General features: G+C 48.0%; 20 protein-coding genes. All 20 read left to right on the top strand.

Features of this window, described 5'->3' with window-relative positions:
- Window positions 1–9: 9 nt before the first annotated feature.
- Complete coding sequence (locus VN447_RS14750; RefSeq protein ID WP_325526106.1) at window positions 10–648, top strand: sigma-70 family RNA polymerase sigma factor; 639 nt, start codon at window positions 10–12, stop codon at window positions 646–648.
- Between the two features lie 321 nt (window positions 649–969).
- Window positions 970–1,557 (top strand): hypothetical protein, encoded by a 588-nt coding sequence (locus VN447_RS14745; RefSeq protein ID WP_325526105.1) that lies wholly within the window; start codon window positions 970–972, stop codon window positions 1,555–1,557.
- A gap of 22 nt (window positions 1,558–1,579) precedes the next feature.
- Window positions 1,580–3,304: a BamA/OMP85 family outer membrane protein gene (locus tag VN447_RS14740; RefSeq protein WP_325526104.1), complete on the top strand. Its 1,725-nt coding sequence runs from the start codon at window positions 1,580–1,582 to the stop codon at window positions 3,302–3,304.
- A gap of 53 nt (window positions 3,305–3,357) precedes the next feature.
- Window positions 3,358–4,659, top strand: coding sequence for a hypothetical protein (locus tag VN447_RS14735; protein ID WP_325526103.1), 1,302 nt, complete (start codon window positions 3,358–3,360; stop codon window positions 4,657–4,659).
- An 84-nt stretch (window positions 4,660–4,743) separates the two neighbouring features.
- Entirely contained in the window at window positions 4,744–5,214 is a 471-nt protein-coding gene (locus VN447_RS14730) for an OmpH family outer membrane protein (RefSeq protein ID WP_325526102.1), read from the top strand.
- Between the two features lie 134 nt (window positions 5,215–5,348).
- Window positions 5,349–6,293 carry a molecular chaperone Skp gene (locus VN447_RS14725; protein ID WP_325526101.1) on the top strand — a complete coding sequence of 315 codons (945 nt, stop codon included), beginning with the start codon at window positions 5,349–5,351 and terminating at the stop codon, window positions 6,291–6,293.
- A 91-nt stretch (window positions 6,294–6,384) separates the two neighbouring features.
- Window positions 6,385–6,807, top strand: coding sequence for an OmpH family outer membrane protein (locus VN447_RS14720; protein ID WP_325526100.1), 423 nt, complete (start codon window positions 6,385–6,387; stop codon window positions 6,805–6,807).
- A gap of 15 nt (window positions 6,808–6,822) precedes the next feature.
- The gene (gene lpxD / locus VN447_RS14715) at window positions 6,823–7,842 is read left to right on the top strand and encodes a UDP-3-O-(3-hydroxymyristoyl)glucosamine N-acyltransferase (RefSeq protein ID WP_325526099.1); all 1,020 of its coding nucleotides are present in this window, start codon (window positions 6,823–6,825) and stop codon (window positions 7,840–7,842) included.
- Window positions 7,843–7,985: 143 nt separating this feature from the next.
- Window positions 7,986–8,618 carry a YjbH domain-containing protein gene (locus tag VN447_RS14710; RefSeq protein ID WP_325526098.1) on the top strand — a complete coding sequence of 211 codons (633 nt, stop codon included), beginning with the start codon at window positions 7,986–7,988 and terminating at the stop codon, window positions 8,616–8,618.
- Between the two features lie 10 nt (window positions 8,619–8,628).
- A complete protein-coding gene (locus tag VN447_RS14705; RefSeq protein ID WP_325526097.1) occupies window positions 8,629–9,495 on the top strand; it encodes a lysophospholipid acyltransferase family protein in 867 nt (288 codons plus the stop codon).
- Between the two features lie 168 nt (window positions 9,496–9,663).
- Window positions 9,664–12,036: a hypothetical protein gene (locus tag VN447_RS14700; protein ID WP_325526096.1), complete on the top strand. Its 2,373-nt coding sequence runs from the start codon at window positions 9,664–9,666 to the stop codon at window positions 12,034–12,036.
- 16 nt (window positions 12,037–12,052) lie between these two features.
- Entirely contained in the window at window positions 12,053–12,826 is a 774-nt protein-coding gene (locus VN447_RS14695) for an amino acid ABC transporter ATP-binding protein (RefSeq protein WP_325526095.1), read from the top strand.
- 231 nt (window positions 12,827–13,057) lie between these two features.
- On the top strand, window positions 13,058–13,879 hold the full coding sequence (gene lpxC / locus VN447_RS14690; RefSeq protein ID WP_325526094.1) for a UDP-3-O-acyl-N-acetylglucosamine deacetylase: 822 nt from the start codon (window positions 13,058–13,060) through the stop codon (window positions 13,877–13,879).
- A gap of 68 nt (window positions 13,880–13,947) precedes the next feature.
- Window positions 13,948–14,379, top strand: coding sequence for a 3-hydroxyacyl-ACP dehydratase FabZ (gene fabZ, locus VN447_RS14685; RefSeq protein ID WP_414714916.1), 432 nt, complete (start codon window positions 13,948–13,950; stop codon window positions 14,377–14,379).
- A 193-nt stretch (window positions 14,380–14,572) separates the two neighbouring features.
- Window positions 14,573–15,394: an acyl-ACP--UDP-N-acetylglucosamine O-acyltransferase gene (gene lpxA / locus VN447_RS14680; protein ID WP_325526093.1), complete on the top strand. Its 822-nt coding sequence runs from the start codon at window positions 14,573–14,575 to the stop codon at window positions 15,392–15,394.
- 108 nt (window positions 15,395–15,502) lie between these two features.
- The gene (locus VN447_RS14675) at window positions 15,503–16,306 is read left to right on the top strand and encodes an LpxI family protein (RefSeq protein WP_325526092.1); all 804 of its coding nucleotides are present in this window, start codon (window positions 15,503–15,505) and stop codon (window positions 16,304–16,306) included.
- 22 nt (window positions 16,307–16,328) lie between these two features.
- Complete coding sequence (gene lpxB / locus VN447_RS14670; protein ID WP_325526091.1) at window positions 16,329–17,480, top strand: lipid-A-disaccharide synthase; 1,152 nt, start codon at window positions 16,329–16,331, stop codon at window positions 17,478–17,480.
- The gene (msbA, locus tag VN447_RS14665) at window positions 17,477–19,201 is read left to right on the top strand and encodes a lipid A export permease/ATP-binding protein MsbA (RefSeq protein ID WP_325526090.1); all 1,725 of its coding nucleotides are present in this window, start codon (window positions 17,477–17,479) and stop codon (window positions 19,199–19,201) included. The genes lpxB and msbA overlap by 4 nt, the downstream gene beginning before the upstream one ends.
- Window positions 19,202–19,253: 52 nt before the next feature.
- The gene (locus VN447_RS14660) at window positions 19,254–20,567 is read left to right on the top strand and encodes a 3-deoxy-D-manno-octulosonic acid transferase (protein WP_325526089.1); all 1,314 of its coding nucleotides are present in this window, start codon (window positions 19,254–19,256) and stop codon (window positions 20,565–20,567) included.
- Window positions 20,568–20,593: 26 nt separating this feature from the next.
- The gene (gene lpxK / locus VN447_RS14655; protein WP_325526088.1) at window positions 20,594–21,748 is read left to right on the top strand and encodes a tetraacyldisaccharide 4'-kinase; all 1,155 of its coding nucleotides are present in this window, start codon (window positions 20,594–20,596) and stop codon (window positions 21,746–21,748) included.
- The last annotated feature ends 7 nt before the right edge of the window (window positions 21,749–21,755 follow it).

Raw genomic sequence — 21,755 nt, 5'->3', positions numbered from 1 at the left:
TTGATACAAATGGTACTCAGTCAATATCTGGCTGAATTGAAACATATCCGTATAGTAACGCCCGAAGAAGAAGCAACTCTTTGGCAAGGATATAAAGAGGGCGGCGACCTTGCCTGTCGCCGCCGTCTAATAGAAAGCTATCAGCCATTAGTCTTTAAAACAGCGATGCACTGGCGACTGCCGGAGGCTACTATGCTGGATATGATCCAGGAAGGGACAGTCGGGCTGATCGAAGCTGTCGAAAACTATGACCATACCCGGGGGGTTGCTTTTAGCCTGTTTGCCGTGCACCGCATCCGGGGACGGATTATTAATCACCTAACCCGCGAAGACAATAGTCTGCTGCGGATTGACAGCCCGCTGGCTGCCGACAGCAGCCAGGCGACAATTGCTGATTTACTCATTGACGCACACGCTGAGGTGGCTGCTCAAGCTGAACATAATTACCTTGTTGAGCAGCTAAGAACAGCTATGGAACGTCTTCCTGCTAAGGAGCAGCAAGTCTTAAGCAGTGTTTATCTTGAAGACTGCGAACCCAAGGAAATTGCCGCAACCATGGAATTAAGTGTTTCGCACGTCTACCGCTTGCAAAAGCAAGGAATTCGCCGGTTGCGCGGGATGCTATCCAAACTAATGGGTAACTGGTAGGGAAACTGGCGATAAACGCCCATCTGCTTCGTTGCTCCTGCGGGTTGCTTGCTTGCGTACAAACTACGTACGCGGCGCTGCACAATCCTCGTCGCGCCTCGCATCTGAACATTTCTCGCCAGTTTCCGTAGAGTAAGGTAGCGTGTTTTAACAAACACGCCGAGGTAATCTCAAAAACTTAGCAAAACAGTCAAATCAAGTCGAAATACGTAGCATCAAATGGGCAATCGCGATATTTGCCCGTTTTTGCCTATTTGCTGATGACCAAAATCTGGCCTCTTCCCAGGACTATAATTAATGTTTATAATAGGAGTGGTGAATGTGGCGGATTGTAAACAAAATATTAATAGGCATCTAAACTCGGCTCAGCAGTGGCTTTCAGAGGCTGAAGAGGCTTTTGACAAAGATAGTGATATTCGCGGCGAGCTTAACTTGTTTTTGGCTCAGGCCGAACTTACTCATGCCAAAGAGGTTAACAGGTCCCGGTATTGGCGGCATAGATACCCCGTTCTCCGGCACAGCTTGGCCATCGGCCTGGCAATTGCTATCGCCGCCGGCGGGATGACTGCCAGTTACATGTGGGGAATAAGCCGCCACAACACCCAAAGGCCGCTGCAAGTTGAACAGTCAGTCCCAGGGGTTGAGAATGGACCGACTCAACTCAATGCTATTTCCGGAACAATAACGTCAGCAGCATTGCCTTTGACACTGGCATCTGAATCTAATGTCAATAAGGCTGCAGTCGACAAGGGCCATACTGCTGCCTCACAGCAGCAGCCTGCGCTGCCGGCAGCGGATGAACAATCGAGATCATCTTCAGCGGCAGATCAAACCAAAGAGGTACCGCTGACGCCTGATGAGATTAACAAACTTATCCGCTTAGCCGGAAAATCGTTGCGTGGACAGTAACAAATAGATAAGGAGGTAATGCATGAAGAACATTAAATGTTGTAAGATTTTTATTGCGGCAGCAATTGTTTTAAGCATGGCCGTAGGGTTGGTTTTGCCTGTTTACGCGGCCGACGTTGAAGGCAAAACGGCTACAGCTGTAACAGTTACCGGCATTAGCCAAGTTGCTGAGAGCACTGTTATGGGCGTGGTAAAAACCCGGCCGGGTGATACTCTGACGGCTGAAAAAATAAAACAAGACATGCAGGCTATTTACGATTTGGGGTACTTTTTTGACGTTGTTGCCAACTTTACTGAAGTGCCTGAAGGCGTGAAAGTAATATACACCGTCATGGAAAACCCGAAGTTAACCGACATTGTTGTCAAGGGCAACAGTAAACTGTCTGCCGATAAAATTAAAGAATTAGTGACTACAGGCAAGGATGGTGTCTTAAACACTAGGACACTGAACACCAACGTCCGTGCTATTGAAGCGTACTATCATGACAAAGGCTATATCTTGGCCAAAGTAAGTGATGTGGCGATGTCGCCGGGCGGGGTGCTGACCCTGACGATTAACGAGGGCTCGCTGGAAGGCATTGTCGTCAAAGGCAATGAGAAGACCAAGACCAATGTTATCACCCGTGAAATGAAGGTTAAGCCTGGTGAACCTTTCAACGTAAAGGACGCTCGTCGCAGTATGCAAAAAGTGTACAACCTTGGCTATTTTGAAGATGTTAACATGAAGCTCAACCCAGGCAAGGATCCTAACGCTGTTGTTCTTGAGACCAGCGTTGTTGAGCAGAAGACCGGTACTTTCTCAATCGGCGGCGGTTATAGCAAGGCCGATGGCCTGGTAGGTATTATTGAACTGGGCGACAATAACTTTAATGGCAAGGGTGATAAAGTTAAGCTCCACTGGGAGTTTGGCGGCGCCAGCAACAAAAACTATGAGGTAAGCTATACACGTCCATGGCTTGACAGCAAACAGACTTCGCTGAGCTTTAGCCTATACAACATGACCAACGAGTATAGCAATTATGACAACAACGGTGACCGGGAATCAAGCTTTGACAAAAACCGAAAAGGCTTTGATGTTACTCTGGGCCGTCCGCAAGGTGAATATGTTCAAAACTATATCACTTTCAAAAACCGCAAAGACACATATGTCGAGCATGTTGAAGGTCCTATAGATTATTCGAAGGATCCTGTATATCTCAAAGACAATTTTGGTTTGACCCGCAGCGTCACCCTGATGCGCGTATTTGATTCGCGGGACAACGTATTTAGTCCTACCGAAGGAACCCGGGTATCGCTTTCGGCTGAATTTGCCGGCAAAGTATTCGGCGGCGATTTCGACTACAACAAGTATACTGCTGAAGGCCGCAAGTACTACAAAGTAGGCCGTGACCACGTAATCGCAGCTCGTCTTACTGCCGGTTATGCTGATGGCAAGATGCCTGAGGCCGGTCAGTTTTCTGTCGGTGGTGCTGATAATTTGCGCGGCTACAAAGATAATGAATTCAAAGGTGACAAAATGCTGGCAGGATCTGTTGAATACCGCTTCCCAGTAGCCAATAAAGTGCAGGGGGTAGTTTTCTCCGATATCGGCAACGCTTGGGACGGCGAAGGGTACAAGCTTGACGATCTCAAAGCCAGTGTCGGTGTAGGTATTCGTGTAACCACACCGATAGGACCGATTCGTATCGACTATGCAAAAGGCGACCAGGGTGCTCGTACCCACTTTAGCTTTGGCGGTCAGTTCTAAATAGTTGCAGCTAACGAGTCAGGCCTGTGGCCTGGCTCGTTTACTAGGAGGAGGTGCGCGTTATTACTGTAAAATACCCGCGTCACATTCTGTATCTAAGCCTTGTGGTACTGATGCTGCTTGTTCTATTGCCGGGCACCGGGCTGGCTGCGTCGGAAACAGTGGATAAAATCACAGTGACGATTACAGCTGCTGAGCCGCCGCCAGACAGAGTGGCCAAACGGATGACAGCCAGTGTTACGACAGTTGGCGAGCAGATGCTTGTTGGACGAACCATCGGCGATGTAGCGACAAATCAGAGTAGTTATGAAAAACTGGTGCGGGAGATATTTGACCGGGTTCTTGTCGGCTATACAGTTGATCAGGTCAGTATTACGCCAGGCACTACCACCCGTATTTTGGTGGCTGTGATGCCATGGGGTGATGTTGTGCGCGACGTTTCTCTTGAAATTGACCTTAGTGGTCTGTCACCGGATGTAGTGCAGTTAATAAAAAAAGACATGGGTAAAGTGGAAGACCAGGTTGCCAGTGTTTTGATAGGCCTGCCTGTAGACTCGGTAGAATGGGCTGGCGGGGTATCGAAGGCTGTTATCCGGGAATTATTAGCAAACCAGTTGCCGGAATTCCGGAGTAATCTGGAGATTGCTGCCGGCCAGAAAACGAATATTAAACTTTCACTGGTTCCCATCGGACCGGTGATTGATAATGTCCACATCGCCTTGCGATCACGTACTATACCAAACGTCCTGCTGGCAGAGGCCAGCCCCTCTGTCAGGGGGGCGGCAGGGATGTTGCGTGGTTTGCCGGTAGCTTTTGTTGAGAGACATAAAGACTATTTTTCTGCTGAAATAACTTCGGTTGCTGCAAGGCATCCGGTAGCCAGTCAATATGGTTTAAAATTGACTCCGGTTGTTCATCCGGGAACAGATACAGAGATCATTCTTAATGCGGAAACCACCAAATACCGGGTTACTCTGGAAGGAAGCCTGGATATGGGCCGGCTGGAAGATAACACCTCGGCAAAACTTCACTTTGGTAAATTCACTGGCAGCCGGGATGAGGCTTTCTTGGAAGTCAAATTTCTGCCTGATAACCTGACCTGGGAGTTTGAACCAGGGTGGGGTCATAAATTTACTGAAAATACATTGGCCGGTATAAGGTATAACTTCTCTGATAAAGAAAGTACACTATGGGTCAATCACTACGTTGGTTCTAACTGGACTATCCGTTTTGAGCACATGCCTAAGTCAGAGTATAACGAACTGGGTGTAAGGTACAAACTGCATGATTTCCTCAGTGCCGAGTATGTTATTACTGAAAAAGAAAACTGGCTGAGACTTGTGGCTAACCTATAAGACTTGCTGAATAAAGAGCTGCCTGTTATAATTGTTACAGTAGAGGAGAATTTATTGCCAAGTGGCAGGAAAGAAGGGTCAAAAGTGTTTAAAGACAAAAAAGTGGCCAAATTTGTGGCTGTAGCCGTAGTTGCAGTATTTCTGCTAGGTGTATTCGGTATGGCAATCTCACAAAGCTCCATAGGTCATGCTGCCGGTGCAGGCACTGCATCCAATGTTGGTAAAGTGAATTATCAGCGATTGATTAATGAAACCCCGGAACTGGCTAAATTCAAAGAGACCATGCAAAATGAAGTTACCCAGGCACAAAAAGATTTCGACGAAAAATCTAAAAACATGAACGATAAAGAAAAACAGGATTACAGCAATCAGCTCCGCGAACGTCTGTCGCTTAAAGAGCAAGAGCTTAAAGCCCCGATTTTCAGCCAGATTGACGCTGCTGTTAAAGCAGTCGCTGATACCAAAGGGCTTGCCGTAGTACTTGATGTTAACAACATCGTATATGGTGGTCAGGATATCACCGACGAGGTAGTGAAGAAACTTAGCGGTAAATAATTAAACAATCCCGGTTGTTTTGAGCCGAGCCGGTTTAGCCTGTGCTCGGCTCTCCACTACTTTACTATAATTAAGAATTGTTATAAATGCGCAGATAGGCGTTTAGACGATTCGTCTAGAGAGGGTGATTTGGTGTGAAACTAACAACACCAATAAGGTTTCTGGCAACCCTGATCCTTGGTGCCGTTCTCCTAACAGGCTGCGCCCGCTCGATACCTGAAACCAAGTCGCCCGAAGCGCCTCAGGTTGGCGTTATTGACATGGATAAAGCCATTAAGGCTCATCCCAAACACCAGGAATGGCAAAAACTTAAAGAGCAGGCTGCCACCCTGAATCAGCAACTGGCCGCGGAGGCCGGTAGGACTGCTGGTGTTACCCCTCAGTTGCCGGCTATGAATCTGCCGGGGAGTGCCGAGAGCGGGCTTAGGGCAGCTGCTGAGCAGGAATTTAACGCGAAAATGGCGGCGAAGCAGCAGGAACTTCAAACTCGCCTTGCCGACAAGGCGAATAAAATCCATGGCGAACTCTCCTCTACGCTTAAGACCTATGCTGAGCAACTTGATAAGGAATATCAGCCGCAGCTGTTTAACTTGCAGTTGAAACTGCAGACTGTCCGTATGGATGAAAAAGAATCTGCAGAAGTTAAGAAAGCACTTGACGGCGTCAAGGCCGAGCAAGCCAATAAACTGGCTGTGCGAGAAAAGGAACTGGTTCAGAAGATGGATGCTGCCCTGACTCCTGACAAAGCCGCTATCGAGCAGGAACTTGCGGCCTATGCCAAAGAGTTGAACTCTGAAATCAGCAATAAAATGGCCGCACAGACAGCCAACATGGCTGGCCAGAGTGCGCAGTCAACTATACCGCCGGCAACATCTGCCAGTGTCAGCGCCCTTGAACAGCAGTTTACCAGGAAACAGCAGGAGATTAGTGCGATTGAGGAATATATCCTAAATGATATCCGGGATAAAGCGGCCAAAGTGGCAACTGAGCGCAGCCTTGATGTTGTATTGACAGGTCAGAGAGTAAATGTGAGCGCAGTAGATATTACCGATGCGGTTATTGCCGCGATTAAGAAATAATCAGCCTGCGTATACTATGAGCAATGTTGAAATACTGAGAGAGCGGCGATCCCCATCGCCTGCTTTTAAGGTTCCGAAGGAGGATTTTGTGATGAACAAGCAAATTAGAATGGCGTTAGTATTAGTACTGGTCTTTGTCGCTGCGTTAGCATTGGCTGGATGTAACACCGGCCAAGCGACGATTGGTGTCCTTGACGTAAATAAGGTAATGTCTGACAGCCCCAAAGTAAAACAACTCCAGGAGCAGCTTAATGTCAAAGGTAAAGAATTGAGCGATCAGCTAGAAAAAGAAAAAGCCGGTATCAGCGCTGAAGAATTCCAAAAGCGTCAGGAAACCGCTTATGGTGAATTCCTCAAGGTTAAGCAAGACCTGGAAACTCAGATTGATAACAGCATCAAACAAGCCATTGATCAAGTGAGCAAAGATAAAAAACTTGGTGTAGTGCTTTACAAAAACAGTGTGGCGCAAGGCGGCACTGATATAACCGATGCTGTAATTCAGAAAATGCAATAAGCAGGGGGCCGTTTTGTGAAAAAGACGTTAGTTGAGATTGCCGCCCTGCTTAACGGTACCGCCGCCAATGCTGGCGGCGTAGAAATCACGGGTGTCACCAATATTGATGATGCCGGTCCCGGTGATATTACCTTTGCTGTGCCGCCGCATATTGATAAAGCAGGAAAATGTGCTGCAGCAGCCGTAATCATTCCAGATACCGTCGAATCATTTTCCAAACCGGCTATCCGGGTGGCTAACCCCCGGATAGCCTTTACCACGTTACTGAGCCTATTCACACCTAAGCCTAATGTACCTCCCGGCATTCACCCTGCTGCGGTAGTAAGCGCCACAGCTAAACTGGGAACTAATGTGGCTGTTATGGCCCATGTTGTCATTGACGATAACGCGGTGATCGGTGATAACACGATTCTGTATCCTCATACCTATATTGGACAAGATGTTACTGTCGGCAGTGATGCATTGATCTACCCGAATGTTACAATTCGGGAACATTGCCAGGTGGGCAGTCGGGTTATTATTCAGAGTGGTGCTGTAATCGGCAGTGATGGCTTTGGTTTTGTCACCGTAGGTGGCAGACACCAAAAAGTACCGCAAGTGGGCAATGTAATTATTGAAGACGATGTCGAAATTGGTGCTAATACCTGCCTTGACCGGGCTACTACCGGCAGCACTGTTGTTAAACAAGGCACTAAAATCGATAATTTAGTGCACTTAGCACATAATGTAGTAGTTGGTGAAAACTGTTTCTTTGTCGCTCAAACAGGGATTGCCGGCAGCGCCAAAATAGGGAATAATGTAACCTTTGCCGGCCAGTCAGGCAGTGCCGGACATTTGACTATCGGCGATAATTGTGTCTTTGCCGCCAGATCGGCGCCGATCAATGATATACCTGCCAATTCCTTTTACGCCGGTTTCCCAGCCCGCCCTCATAAAGAGTGGCTGCGTTCTGAAGCAGCCATTGGCCGGTTGCCTGATCTGATCAAGAAAATTCGTGAGCTTGAACAGCGTCTGGCTGAAATTGAAAAGAAATAATATTACTGAGGTATACGCCGCCACGTATACCTCGTTTTTTTTGCCCACAAATTGGCGGGAGCCGATTAGCAGGATTTTTACGCTTGACAGGGAATTAATATAGATTGATAGCACACCATACAATTTTAGTGAGGAGAACAATTATGAAAAAAACAATTTTGGCAGCTGTAGCTTTGCTTTTGGCAGCGGCTCCCGTATATGCCGCCCCATCCATTAATGGCTCGACAGGTATTATCAATACTCCCTCGGCTGATGTGTTGCAGGAGGGCCAGTTTTCACTGGGATATTATCACCTGAAAGAGGGCGGTGTTGGTAGTTTTAACATCAGCCTGGCAAATAAGCTGGAAGTGGGTGTAGCCGGATTCCGCTATGACAGTGATAGCAACAAAGAAAATCAAACCTACTTTAATGCCAAATATGGTCTTGTGCCAGAGACCGTTCTTACCCCAGGCTTAGCTATTGGTATAGAGGACGCTGGTAATCGTGACAAGCGAACTTATTATGCCGCAGCCAGCAAAGCGTTGCCGTTCGGTTTCCGCATCCATGCCGGTGTTGGTGATGGGCGTTACAACGGTGTATTTGCCGCTGTTGAAAAGACCATTAACCCTGTCGGCATTATTACCGGCAGCAACGCATTTCCGGCTACGACCCTCATTGCCGAGTGGGATGGCGACCGCATGAACTATGGCGCACGCATGTCAATCGTTCCCGGTCTTAAAATCGATGCCGGCTGGCGCCACAGCGAAACTTACTTTGGGTTAAGCTACACTTATTAGGAGTAGCGATATGCAATATCATTTTGTGAAGTGCCTAAGCAGACTGGTATGCCTGCTGCCAGCTAAATTGAGGCGGGGTCTAGGCTGCCTGATAGGCAGGTTATGCTGGCCGCTGGTTCCTGCCAAAAGGCGTAAAATGGCTATTGACAACATCTGTCACAGTCTTGACGTGGATGAGCGCCAGGCATACGCGCTTGCCAAAGCCAGCGCGGTGCGGTTTGGCCCTATGTTTATGGAAGTCCTCTATATGCCTTGCCTGACCAAGGATAACATCGGGCAGTATGTCAAACTTAGCGGACGTGAACACCTTGAAGCAGCCTTAAAAATGGGGCGTGGGGCAGTACTAGCCACAGCCCACAGCGGTAACTGGGAATTGCTAGGGGCTTCACTTGCTATGCATGGTTTCCCCCTGGTTGCTGTTGTTCAGCGTCAAACAAACCCTGCAATGGACAGTTTTATCAATGAATATCGTACGAAAGCCGGAATGCATGTGACCTATAAACAAGGAGTACGGGAAATGGTTAAACTGCTTTGTTCAGGTAAAATTATCGGGCTTCTCATGGATCAGGACAATCACCAAGATGGCGTGTTTGTCGAGTTTTTTTCCCGGCTTGCGTCTACGCCTCAGGGAGCCGCGGCGTTAGGCAGGCTGAATAACGCTCCGATAGTCCCGGCCTTTATTACCGCTAACCCGGACGGCACTCACACGGCAATCATTCATCCCCACATAGTAGTGGAAAAAACAGCAGATCGTGACTATGATATTCGTATTACCACGCAGCGCTTGACACAGATTATTGAAAACCATGTCAGACAATATCCGCATGAATGGTTTTGGCTCCATAACCGCTGGAAGACGCGGCCGCCTGCGATGTAACAGCTAAGAGTAGTATAAATGAGTGAGTAAAGAGATTGCGCTATATTAGCCGCAATCTCTTTTTTATTTTTTTTACAATATATACAAAAACGTAATTATTGATATACTTATGGACAATAAAATGATATACGTGATATAATATACACCAGAAATGAGGTGACTGAATCCATGCTGACACAAAAAAATAAAAAGTTTAATTTCATTAAAAGATTGTTCAAAGATTCAATTCAACGCGATATTCTGACGCTACTCATTGTTAGCGTACTCATAGGCTCACTGTTGGCTGGTTCGGTCTCGATGGCCGCGAATACCTATTTTTCAAAAACCCTGTCCAATCTTGTGGGCGACTATGGTGAATATGACGTTATTGTTCAAGTCAGAGAAGAAAATCGCCAAGATGCGGCTGTTCACATTGAAAAGATAGTAAATGAGGTGTTTCCAGGCGGTAAAGTTAAAGAAGGTCCGACCATTACCGGTAAGACGCCGTTCTTTGTTGCTTTGCCTGACCAGTATAAAACTAAAAAAGTGTACGAAGATCTGGCGAAAAGCTTCGGTAGTACCCCTGGCGGCGGCAGTGTCGGCGTTATGACTGAGCCGCGTTTGACTGTGCGTGGTGTGCCGGAAGGGGCAAGAAATATGCTTATGGAGCGCATCATGCAGATGGATGGCGTCCGCTTTGCTTTCCGTGATGGGTCATCTGTAGGCGTAATATTAAGCTCGCTTGACAAATCGTCCTCTGTCAACGCTGCTATTAAGTCTGTTTTAAAAGACTATCAGGTAATCGAAATCAGCTTTCCGGTAGGCAGCGAGCCTTCCAATCCAGTGCGACTGGGAGAAGCGATTGCCGGGGCAATGCAGAAAGATCTCCGGCTTGAATATGCCGAGAACGTGTCTGTCGATGGCAAGAATGACGACATGACATACATGGTCAGCACCATGCTGGAGCTTAAGCGTTTCCTGCAGGCGTATGCATCTCAGGTAACAGTCACCCCAGGCGCCGGTACTGAACTGGCAAAAGGGGATATTGTTGTCTTTCAGGGAACGGCTAATACAGCTCCGCAAGCTGGCAATGCACCAGCAAAAGGCAATGTTGTTGTAGAAATTACAGCAACCGTTGCTAACGGTACAGCCGAAGGCCGTATCACCGAAGGAGATGCCGCCTGGTTTACCAGCCCGGCAGGAAAAATCCAAGGTTACAAACTAGAAAAAAATGTTGTAGGCGGGCACCTAGTAACAGCCTCCTACAAAAACCCGCGTCAGGAATTGGGTAATGCTCTTACAGAAACAGGAAAACTTGTTGCTCAAATCCCCGGTTTTGCCCAGGATACTAAGAGTCTCAGCTCAATTGCCCTTGGCGCTCTTGATAACTATGGCAGCGGCGTTGCTGCCTTAGATCAGACGCTGTCCAGCCTACAGGTGGCTGGCGGCACGATTCAGGCAGCTACCAGCGGGCTTGCCGGCATCGATACCAGCAGTATCCGCAGCCAGATTGACAATTCATCCCGTTCGATCGGCGGCCTGGCCGGTACCTTGCAAGTACTGCGTATTGTCAATGGTGATGTTGGCTCAACGATCGCTACGCTTAGTGGAGCTCAGCAAAACCTGAGCAGCTTAAGTTCCAATCTGGCCCAGTTGGATAGTGTGGCGGCTAACGCCCGTCGGGCCAAATCAACGATAGATAACATTGTTAACAATGGACAAAATACGATTGCCACCCTGAGAGCCTTCGACGTTGCCGGCGCTAAAACAAGCCTCACAAGTGCCAATACCCGCCTGGGGGCACTGCAGGAGCTTAATGTACCAATGGTTACTGCCCAGGTACAATACCTGGCCAGCGCTGTGCCGAACCTTAAAGACGAGGAGATTAACCACTCAATCAACTTGTTGGATAAATTTATTGCCGGACAAGTAATTCCCGGTGCGCGAATTCAGATTCTGACTACCAGCAGTATTGACGTTAACGCTGTGACGCCTGTTGTGTATAAGCAGGCAGGCCATAATAACGTATCGCTGTATTCGACAGCGCTGGGGGTAATCGAACCTGACCCGCGCGGCGAGCTGTATCAGGTGCTTACTGAAGTCAAGAGCATTCTGGCCGGTATGACAGCCACAATTGTTACCATCTTGTTTCTGGGGCTTGACCACACTGCGATTATGACAGTAATACGCCGTAAGCGGTTGAGTAAAAAGATACCTGCTACCGGTTGGCGCAGAGCAGTGGAACGGCTGACAATTACTTTCAGCGCCCCTGAACGCCTCTATGGTATGGGCGTGGGCGCGGTAATGCTGACAGCTATGTTTATTCTAGCTGGTGGCGGCATTCCATATCTGCCGTGGATTGGCGTGCCTTTACTGGGCGCAATGCTCGGTCTGTTGGTTGCCTGCTATACTGAAAAAATCAGCCCGATTGCCGGTGAAGAAGTCATGGCCGGCGAGGCATTAGGCTTGTCAATGGACGAGGTTATGCGGGAGATTGTTATCCCGAGCGGTCGTCCTGGTTTAATGCAAAAACTAAACCAACGTAAAGTAAAATTTAAATAAAGAGGGGGTGAGCTGTGTGCTTAACATCCAAAACCTATATAAACAGTTTGGCAGCATTGTAGCTGTGAACAACTTGGATCTGTCGGTAGCTCCAGGAGAAACAGTAGTGATCATGGGACCATCTGGCTGTGGTAAGTCAACAACGATCCGGATGATCAACAGGCTGATAGAACCTGATAAAGGTTCTATCCTGTTTGACGGAGAGGATATTATCCAACTAGATGATAATATCCTAAGAAACATGCGTAAACGCATTGGCTATGTCTTTCAGCATTTCAATCTGATCAATCGCCTCAGTGCCGTGGAGAATGTCATGCTGGGCTTAGTCATGGGAGGCCAGTCTAAGGAGGAAGCCTATGATAAAGCGATTGCGGCATTAAGCAAAGTCGGTATGGAGCAATGGATCGATCAAAAGCCCGGGCAGTTATCCGGCGGTCAGCAGCAGCGAGTGGGTATCGCCCGCGCTCTGGCCTTCGAGCCTGAGCTTATGCTGTGGGACGAGCCCACAGCCTCGCTTGACCCCATGTTGGTTAGAGAAGTGCTAATCGTCATGGAAGAACTGGCTAAGTACCGGGCCGCCACTATGCTGGTGGTTACCCACGAAATTGCCTTTGCCCTGCATGTCGCTGACCGCATTGTTCTCATGGAAAAGGGAGCTATAGTTGAGTCAGGGTTACCCAGTCAGGTATTTGTAAATCCGGCTTCCCACGTTGGCCGCCAGTATAAGGAACTTATTGAGTATCAGCTGAGCACCAGCGCCAGCACACTGGCCGGCAAACGTATAGCATAATAAAGTAGACTTAGCTTCAGATGGGGTTTTAACCCCACCTGAAGGTTAGTCGCCCTTATCCAGGGACTTAGCCGCTCGCCTGTGCCCTTTGGGTATAACTCCCACTTGTAGAAGAGGGAGTCTTAGAGCGGGTTAGTCATCGGATAGACCTCCAAACAAAATCTAGTACTTGCACAAAGCTGCAAATTCCTGTAGAATAAATTGGAATTAGACAACTCAGGAGGAACCTTAATGAATCGCCAAACCACAGTAGCTTCGCGCGTAACCTATACCGGCATTGGCCTGCACTCTGGTCGGGACGTGACCATCGCCCTGAATCCGGCCCCTGCTGGCAGCGGCATTGTGTTTGTCCGTACTGACCTTGCAGGCTTGCCGCGAGTATCAGCCCAAGCAGCCAATGTAACAAATACCATGCGGGCTACTACCCTAGAGCAAGGAGAAGCCAAAGTTTTTACAGTGGAACACCTATTGGCTGCTTTTTATGCAATGGGGATTGATAATTGCCTGGTGGAAATATCATCTGTTGAACCGCCGGTCGCTGATGGCAGCTCCCTGCCTTTCCTTACACTAATTGAGTCAGCAGGTATTGCCTGTCTGGAGGAACTACGACAGCCGCCTATTGTCATTAAAGAAGCCCTAGCAGTGCGTCATCCTGATAAATTTATCGCCATCTTACCCTATGACGGATTTCGCATTACGTTTACCTCGATAAACCCGCATCCCTTACTGGGGGTTCAGTTTGGCGACTACGAAATTACTCCTGAAGTTTTTGCCCGGGAACTGGCTCCGGCCCGTACCATCGGCTTTATGCACGAAGTCGAGGCGCTCAAAGCCCAAGGCTTAGCGCTGGGGGGAAGCCTGGAAAATGCAGTAGTATATGATGACAGTAAATGTTTAACGCCGCTTAGGTTCCCTGATGAACTGGTACGGCATAAAATTTTAGATGTAATTGGCGATTTAGCGCTGGCTGGCCGGATTAATGGTCATGTCATCGCGGTAAAGTCAAGCCATGCACTTAATACTACGCTGGCAAAACACATTATTAAAGTATAGACCGTTTAGGCGAGGCTATATCAACGGTCTAAGCAAGTACGTGATTGATATGAGGAGGCGCTTTCCACATGATTCTGACCGCAGCCGAGATTCAAGAGATTATTCCGCATCGTTACCCGATGCTGCTAGTTGATCGTATCGTTGAGCTTGAGCCAATGAAACGGGCGGTAGGTATAAAAAACGTAACCATTAACGAACATTTTTTTATGGGACATTTCCCTGAGAAACCTGTCATGCCAGGAGTGCTTATTTTGGAGGCAATGGCGCAGGTTGGTGGTGTGGCCATGCTGTACCCCGAAGAATACAGAGGTAAACTGGCTTTTTTCGCCAGTATGGATAGGGTTAAGTTCAGAAGACCTGTTACGCCTGGCGATCAACTCTATATGGTGGCCGAAATCATCAAGCTTCGCGGTTTAGCGGGTAAACTATGGGCGGAGGCTTTTGTTGATGGTCAAGTTGTGGCTGAAGCTGAATTTATGTTTGCTCTCTCATCCAGATAATGCTCGTAATACTGATATAAATACTGAAAATCGCTTGATAAACGGTAGTAATGCACGTATTTAGGTAATTTAGGCTAAATATGCCTATATTTAGCATGTCGTTTTTCGACTGCTCAGTCGGAATATATATAACAATAAACGACATACGATACCTGCTTGTATAGTTCTAATTTAGTGGGGAGTTGATTTTGATATGAAACCCGAATCGGTTGTAATACCGTTACGTAAAATACATGAAACTGCAGTTGTCCACCCCAACGCCCGTATCGGCAAAGATGTAGAAATCGGGCCATATGCTGTTATTGGTGAACATGTGCTCATCGGAGATGGGACGCAAATTGGTGCTCATGTGGTTATTGACGGCTGGACCAGTATTGGCCGGAATTGCGTTATCTTCCCGAGCGCGTCCATCGGCGGTGAGCCGCAAGATCTGAAATTCCGTGGCGAAAAAAGCTACGTGTTTATTGGAGATAATACTAAAATCCGCGAGTTTGCGACAATTAACCGCGCTACCGGCGAAGGAGAAGAGACCCGGGTCGGTTCTAACTGCCTCCTGATGGCTTACACCCATGTTGCCCACAATTGTGTTGTTGGCAACCATGTAGTTATGTCCAATGCGGCAACACTGGCAGGCCATGTGGTAGTAGAAGACCGTGCTGTAATCGGCGGTTTAGCCGGTGTGCACCAATTCGTAAAAATTGGCCGTAATACCATGGTCGGCGGTGCCTCCAAAGTGGTTCAGGACATTCCGCCGTTTGTTATTGTTGACGGTCATCCGGCTAAAGTGTGCGGGTTAAACAGCGTAGGTATCTCCCGCGCCGGTGTGAGCGATGTTGCCCGCCGCAATCTTAAGAAAGCCTACAAGATTCTTTACCGTTCAGGGCTCAGTCTGGCACAAGCCATTGCTGTTATGGAACAGGATCTTGAATCCTGTGAGGAAGTTGAGCATATGCTGAGGTTCCTACGCAACGCTGAACGTGGTATTTGCCGCGGACGCAAGGACCTTAACGATTAAGGTATATGTAGGCGCTGCTCAGCAAAACCTATAGGCAAACGACTTAATAACTATAGTATAGTGCAGGACGCGGTCAGGCCGCGTCTGCTACATAAGGTGGGAACCAGGATGAATACCATAGGACTTATTGCCGGTGTTGGCCGGTTGCCGGTTGAATTTGCCCGTGCCGCTCGCGGCATGGGTTTTGCCGTGATAGCTATAGCTGTAGCGCCCGGTGTAGATAGTGAGTTAGCCAAAGTAGCTGATAAATTCTACACAGTTGGCCTGGGTGAATTAGACACGCTGCTTAAGATCGTAAAACAAGAATCGGTGCAGAAGATTACCATGTTAGGTAAGGTAACTAAAGAGCACCTTTTCAGCGGCGCAGCGCGGCCTGATGCCCGAATGCAGAAACTTCTCGCCGGGCTTAACGATTTGAACGACGACACTGTAATGTTGGCTTTAGTGCGGGAGTTTGCAGGAGAAGGCATCGGTGTTCTTGATCAGACAGAACTCATCCGCCAATTGATGCCGCCAGCAGGTGTACTTACCAAGCGTCAGCCTGCTCCTGAAGAGCAAGCCGACATGGAGTTTGGCCTGACAATGGCCAGACAGATTGGTGGCTTGGACATTGGACAAACAGTCGTTGTGAAAAACCGGGCGGTACTGGCTGTTGAGGCCATTGAAGGAACTGATGCCTGTATTCGACGTGGCGGTCAGTTAGGCCGGGGCGGTGTTATTGTAGCCAAGGCCGCAAAACCTAACCAAGACATGCGCTTTGATGTTCCCAGCGTGGGGCCTGATACTCTTAAAGCCATGATCGAAACAGGCGCAGTTGCACTGGTTATTGAGGCAGGGAAAACGCTTTTAGTGGATCAACAGCAGGTTGTAGCCTTAGCAGATCATAATGGCATTACCATAACAGCCATGTAGTAGATACAGCAGGAGGAAATCCATGAAAATTATGCTCTCAGTTGGCGAAGCGTCTGGCGATTTGCATGGTGCCAGTGTAGCCAATGCCCTGAAACTTTTACAGCCGGATATTGAACTTTTTGGGATGGGCGGTAAGGCAATGCAGGCCGCCGGGGTTAATGTTATTTATGACATAGCCGGCCTGGGAGTTATTGGTTTTGTTGAGGTAATTAAAAATCTGGGCAAACTGTTTGAGTTGAGAGATAACCTTGCCGCGCTAATGGACAAAGAGCGACCGGACGTGCTTGTCATTATTGACTATCCGGATTTTAATATGAGGCTCGCAAAAATTGCAAAGGCAAAAGGGATTCCGGTAGTGTCGTATATTAGCCCGTCAGCATGGGCGTGGCGGCGCGGCCGGGCTAAAGAGGTGGCCAAGACAGTAAACAAGGTTGCGGCCATTTTTCCCTTTGAAGCCGATGTCTACCGTGAGGCTGGCGCTGATGTCACCTTCGTTGGTCATCCCCTGGCAGATATCGTAAAACCAGCGCTTAGCAAAGAAGAAGCGTACCGGTACTTTGGTGCCCGCCCTGACCGGCCGGTAGTTTTGCTAATGCCAGGCAGCCGTGAGCAGGAAATCAGCAAACTTTTGCCGGTAATGCTGGAGGCAGGTGAGTTAATTGTCGAAAAGTTGCCCGACTGCCAGTTTTTTTTACCCGTTGCCTCGACAATTTCCCGGGAAATGCTACAAAATATCATTGATAGCCATAATGTGAACGTTACCCTGACAACTGAATACACCTATGACTTAATGGGCCTGTCTGATGCTGTCATTGCTGCGTCAGGAACCGCTACCCTGGAAACCTCGTTAATGGGAGCACCCACTGTCATTATCTACAAGATAGCGGCTCTCACATATTTTCTGGGGAAATTTTTAATTAAGATACCAAATATTGGTTTGCCGAACATCGTTGCCGGGCGGAGGATTGTGCCGGAATTGCTGCAAGATGCCGTCAATCCTGGCTCGATTGCAGCTGAGACTGTAAAACTTATTGCCGATACGGCAGTCAGGGAACAAGCATTAGCAGACTTGGCCGAGGTAAAAGCGAAGCTTGGACAAACCGGTGCGGTAAAAAGAGTCGCTGAGGTCATACTAGAAGTAGCGTCCCTATCAAACCGTGAGGTAACTAAATGAAACTCTACTTACGTCTGTTAAGTTATATTAGGCCATATATGACCCGGTTTGTAGTTGCGGTAATCTGCATTCTGGTAGCGTCTGCCGCAAATCTGTTTATCCCCTGGATTATTCAAAATGTGATTGACGATGTGTTGGCTGCCAAAGACATGAAAATGCTTAATACGATTGCCGTTGGCATTGTGGTAGTGTTCTTACTGCGTGGTTTTTTCTTTTTTGGACAGACCTATTTAATGTCATATATTGGACAAAAAGTAGTTATTGATATTCGTGAGGCGGTATATCGCCATTTACAGCGCCTATCCCTATCGTATTATGAGAAACGTCAGACCGGCAGTATTATGAGCTATATAACCAACGATGTGGCAGCCCTGCAAAACGCGCTTGTCGAAAGCGTAATTGAAGCTGTAACAGAATCAGCGGTGCTTATTGGCTCTATGGGGGCCATGTTCTACATCCATTGGAAATTATCCTTGCTGACATTTATTACGCTGCCGCTGGTGGCCCAAGCTATCAGTATTTTTGGTAAACGACTGAGAAGTGCCAGCCGCGTAATGCAGGAGCGAGCTGCGGATATCACATCGATTCTGCAAGAGACCATCTCGGCCGTGAGGGTGATTAAGTCTTTTGTCCGGGAAGACTATGAAATCAGTCGTTTTAGCCGGGAGAATTACTCAAATTTCCGGGCTCAGATGAAGACTGCTCAGCTTGGTGCTACACTAACGCCGATTGTTGAGTTTTTGGGTGCCATCGGTGTTACGATTATCATCTGGTATGGCGGACGCGAAGTCATTAATGGCAGCCTGACTGCTGGTTCACTGATTGCTTTTTTGATTTATGTTGTAAACATTACCAACCCGATTAAACGCTTGAGTCGGGTCTACGGCAATATCCAGCGGGCGCTTGCCGCAGCTCAACGGGTGTTTGAGGTATTGGATACCGAACCTGAGATCAAAGATATGCCTGGTGCTGTGGATTTACCGCCGATTACCGGACGGTTAGCCTTTGAACATGTTAACTTTTCCTATAAACCGGGAGAAGTGGCGATTGCTGACGTATCGTTGGTTGCCGAACCGGGGCAAATGATTGCCATCGTTGGACCAAGCGGTGCAGGCAAAACGACGATTGCCAACCTTATTCCACGTTTTTATGACCCCGAAAGCGGCTGTATAACCATTGATGGCTATGATATTAAATCAGTCACACTAAAATCCCTGCGTGAGCAGATTGGGATTGTTCCCCAGGAAACGGTCCTATTTAACGGCTCGGTATATGATAATATATTGTATGGCGATCTTGATGCAGAAAAAGAGCAGGTTATTGCTGCCGCTAAAGCCGCTAACGCCCATAATTTTATCATGGCGATGCCTGATGGTTATAACACCCATATCGGCGAACGCGGTTCCAAGCTGTCAGGCGGGCAACGCCAGCGCATCGCGATTGCCAGGGCTATTCTAAAAGACCCTCGTGTGCTTATTTTTGATGAAGCGACTTCGGCACTGGATACCGAAAGCGAGAAACTTGTACAAGAAGCGCTTGACAAACTTATGGTTGGCCGCACATCCTTCGTTATCGCCCACCGCCTGTCAACAGTACAACGTGCAGATATCATCCTTGTCATGGAAAAAGGACGCATCATTGAACGCGGCTCCCACACTGAGCTAGTTGTAGCAGGCGGTATGTACAGTAAGTTGTACCAAGTGCAGTTTTCTAATCAGTAAAAATCCGTTTTCACCGATGTTTTTTGTGGAATTCCAATAAAGAGGTAGCGACATGTATCTTATTTACAACATCCTGGCCGTACTATTGGTAATCCTGGCATTACCGGTATTTGCCGTAAGGATTATTCATGAGAAAGGCTTTGCCGAACGCTTGAAACAGAGTCTCGGCTGGCTGCCTGAAGCGACAATGGTCCAGGTGGCCGGTAAAGACGTCATCTGGCTACATGCTGCCTCAGTTGGCGAAATTGTGGCTGCCAGTCCGATTGTTAAGGAGATTCGCCGTGAACTTCCGGGGATGCCTATCCTGATATCGGTAGTTACAGCGGCTGGCTATGACATGGCAAAGCGGATCATCCCTGAGGCTGACGGTATCATCTTTTTCCCCTTGGATCTCCCCTTTCTCAGTCGTGCGGTTATTACTAAGATTCGTCCGCGGGTGTTTTTACTTGTCGAAACCGAGTTGTGGCCTAATTTCCTGAAAGCGGCCAGAGATTTGCGTATACCTGTCATGATGGTCAATGGGCGGATTAGCGAAAAGAGCCTGGGCCGTTACTCCTATTTCAGAAGCGTTCTTAAAGATATGCTTGATACTATAGTAAAATTCTGCATGCAATCTGCTATTGATGCCCAGTATATTACCCGGCTTGGAGCCAACTCTGACCGGGTAGTAGTAACAGGCAATACTAAATTTGACCAGTGCTATACAAAACTGGTCGAAGCAGAGAAAACTGCGTTATATCATGCCTTACATTTGAGACGGTCAGGGGCCATTATTGTGGCAGGCAGTACCCATAAAGGGGAAGAAGACCTGCTGTTTACAGCTTTTAACCAGGTAATTGCAGAATTTCCGGACACGCAGTTCATTGTCGCTCCCCGTGATATTTTACGGTCAGGCGAGCTTGTGGAGCTTGCGGCCAGACATAAGTTTACGTCTGTCAGGCGGACAAAGCTGGCAGAAGGAGAAACTTCAGATCAATATAATATGATTATTATCGACACCATTGGGGAATTGGGGAAGATCTACGGTGTCGCCGATATAGTTTACATTGGTGGCAGCCTTGTTCCCCGCGGCGGGCATAATATTCTTGAGCCTGCTGCTCATGGCAAACCGATTCTGATCGGACCGCACATGTTCAACTTTAAAGACACATATGCCATGCTGTCCGAACGGGATGCCTGCATCACAGTCAGTGACAGCTCCAGCTTGGCCCAGACAATACTTAGTCTTTTGAACAATCCTGCAGAGGCTAAGAAAATGGGCAATGAGGCGCTAGCAATTATCGAAGAAAACCAGGGCGCTTCCCGGAAAAGCGCTTTACATCTAAAAGAAGTATTACAAACTAATGGGTTATTGCAAACCAACTAAGAACAGGTGAAAAGGCGGAACACCATATGATGCATCAGCGTGAAGCGCTACAAGTATATCTATATAAATTAGTGCACGGCGAAAAGCACGGTTTTTTGGCAGCCGTGCTTCTTGTCGTGCTCCGCGCCATGTCGTTCATTTATGGCCTAGGAGTCTCAATAAAACTAGGGATGTGCCGGTTAGGAATCTTAGAATGCAACAGACTGCCTTGTAAAGTAATCAGTTTGGGCAACATCACAGTAGGCGGCACAGGCAAAACCCCTACTGCGCAACGCCTGGCGGCAATCATCCGGGATATGGGATATCGGGTGGCCATTCTAAACCGAGGTTACCGCTCTGGCTGGAAAGGTCAGGTCGGGGTAGTATCTGACGGCAGTAAAATCTATATGACAGTGACGGAGGCCGGGGATGAAGCCTACCTGCTTGCCAAAAACCTGCCCGGAGTACCGGTAATTATTGGCCGCAACCGTTATGTTACCGGTAGCTATGCGGTCAATAACCTTAACGCCGAGGTTATTATCATGGATGATGCCTATCAGCATTGGCAGCTCCAGCGTGACCTTGATATTGTGCTTATAGATACCCTAAACGTTTTTGGCAACAACTTCCTGCTGCCGCGCGGCACGCTGCGTGAGCCGCTCAAAAACTTAGACAGGGCTCACGCGTTTCTCTTAACAAAAGTTGATCAGGCGGCAGACAATGCGCGGGAGACCATCAGGGAAACGTTAGCCAGGTACAATGATCAGGCGCTGGTTGTTGAAAGTACCCATACACCACGGTGTTTTATCGAAATCGAAGAGTGGTATAAGGGTGTCCGGCCGGAAACAGTACCGCTAGACACCATTAAAGGCCACTCTATTTTGCCGTTCTCAGCCATAGGCAACCCGTCTTCCTTTGAAAAGACAATTACCGATTTGGGGGGCATCGTTGTTGGTGCTGTGCAATTTCCTGACCACCACGACTATACCATGGCTGAGATGCAGTGGATTATGCAAAAAGCCGTTGATAACAATGTACGGGCACTGATTACTACCGACAAAGACGCTGTCAAAATTCCTTCAGAGTTTATCCATTCTGAACGTCCGCTGCCGGTGTTTGTGCTATCAATAGAAGTCAGGTTTCATGACGGTTATGCCGAACTCATGGAACTAATAAAAAATGTCACAAAACTTGGTTCCTAATTGGGGG

The organism is Sporomusa sp. (genome assembly GCF_035561155.1).
Lineage (GTDB): Bacteria > Bacillota > Negativicutes > Sporomusales > Sporomusaceae > Sporomusa.
This window is presented reverse-complemented; position numbering and strand designations above follow the sequence as displayed.

Coding starts and splice junctions, on each gene's coding strand:
- VN447_RS14750 (WP_325526106.1), top strand. CDS start 10: ATGGTACTCAGTCAATATCTGGCTGAATTGAAACATATCCGTATAGTA.
- VN447_RS14740 (WP_325526104.1), top strand. CDS start 1,580: ATGAAGAACATTAAATGTTGTAAGATTTTTATTGCGGCAGCAATTGTT.
- VN447_RS14720 (WP_325526100.1), top strand. CDS start 6,385: ATGAACAAGCAAATTAGAATGGCGTTAGTATTAGTACTGGTCTTTGTC.
- VN447_RS14710 (WP_325526098.1), top strand. CDS start 7,986: ATGAAAAAAACAATTTTGGCAGCTGTAGCTTTGCTTTTGGCAGCGGCT.
- VN447_RS14705 (WP_325526097.1), top strand. CDS start 8,629: ATGCAATATCATTTTGTGAAGTGCCTAAGCAGACTGGTATGCCTGCTG.
- VN447_RS14700 (WP_325526096.1), top strand. CDS start 9,664: ATGCTGACACAAAAAAATAAAAAGTTTAATTTCATTAAAAGATTGTTC.
- lpxC (WP_325526094.1), top strand. CDS start 13,058: ATGAATCGCCAAACCACAGTAGCTTCGCGCGTAACCTATACCGGCATT.
- fabZ (WP_414714916.1), top strand. CDS start 13,948: ATGATTCTGACCGCAGCCGAGATTCAAGAGATTATTCCGCATCGTTAC.
- lpxA (WP_325526093.1), top strand. CDS start 14,573: ATGAAACCCGAATCGGTTGTAATACCGTTACGTAAAATACATGAAACT.
- VN447_RS14675 (WP_325526092.1), top strand. CDS start 15,503: ATGAATACCATAGGACTTATTGCCGGTGTTGGCCGGTTGCCGGTTGAA.
- lpxB (WP_325526091.1), top strand. CDS start 16,329: ATGAAAATTATGCTCTCAGTTGGCGAAGCGTCTGGCGATTTGCATGGT.
- msbA (WP_325526090.1), top strand. CDS start 17,477: ATGAAACTCTACTTACGTCTGTTAAGTTATATTAGGCCATATATGACC.
- VN447_RS14660 (WP_325526089.1), top strand. CDS start 19,254: ATGTATCTTATTTACAACATCCTGGCCGTACTATTGGTAATCCTGGCA.
- lpxK (WP_325526088.1), top strand. CDS start 20,594: ATGATGCATCAGCGTGAAGCGCTACAAGTATATCTATATAAATTAGTG.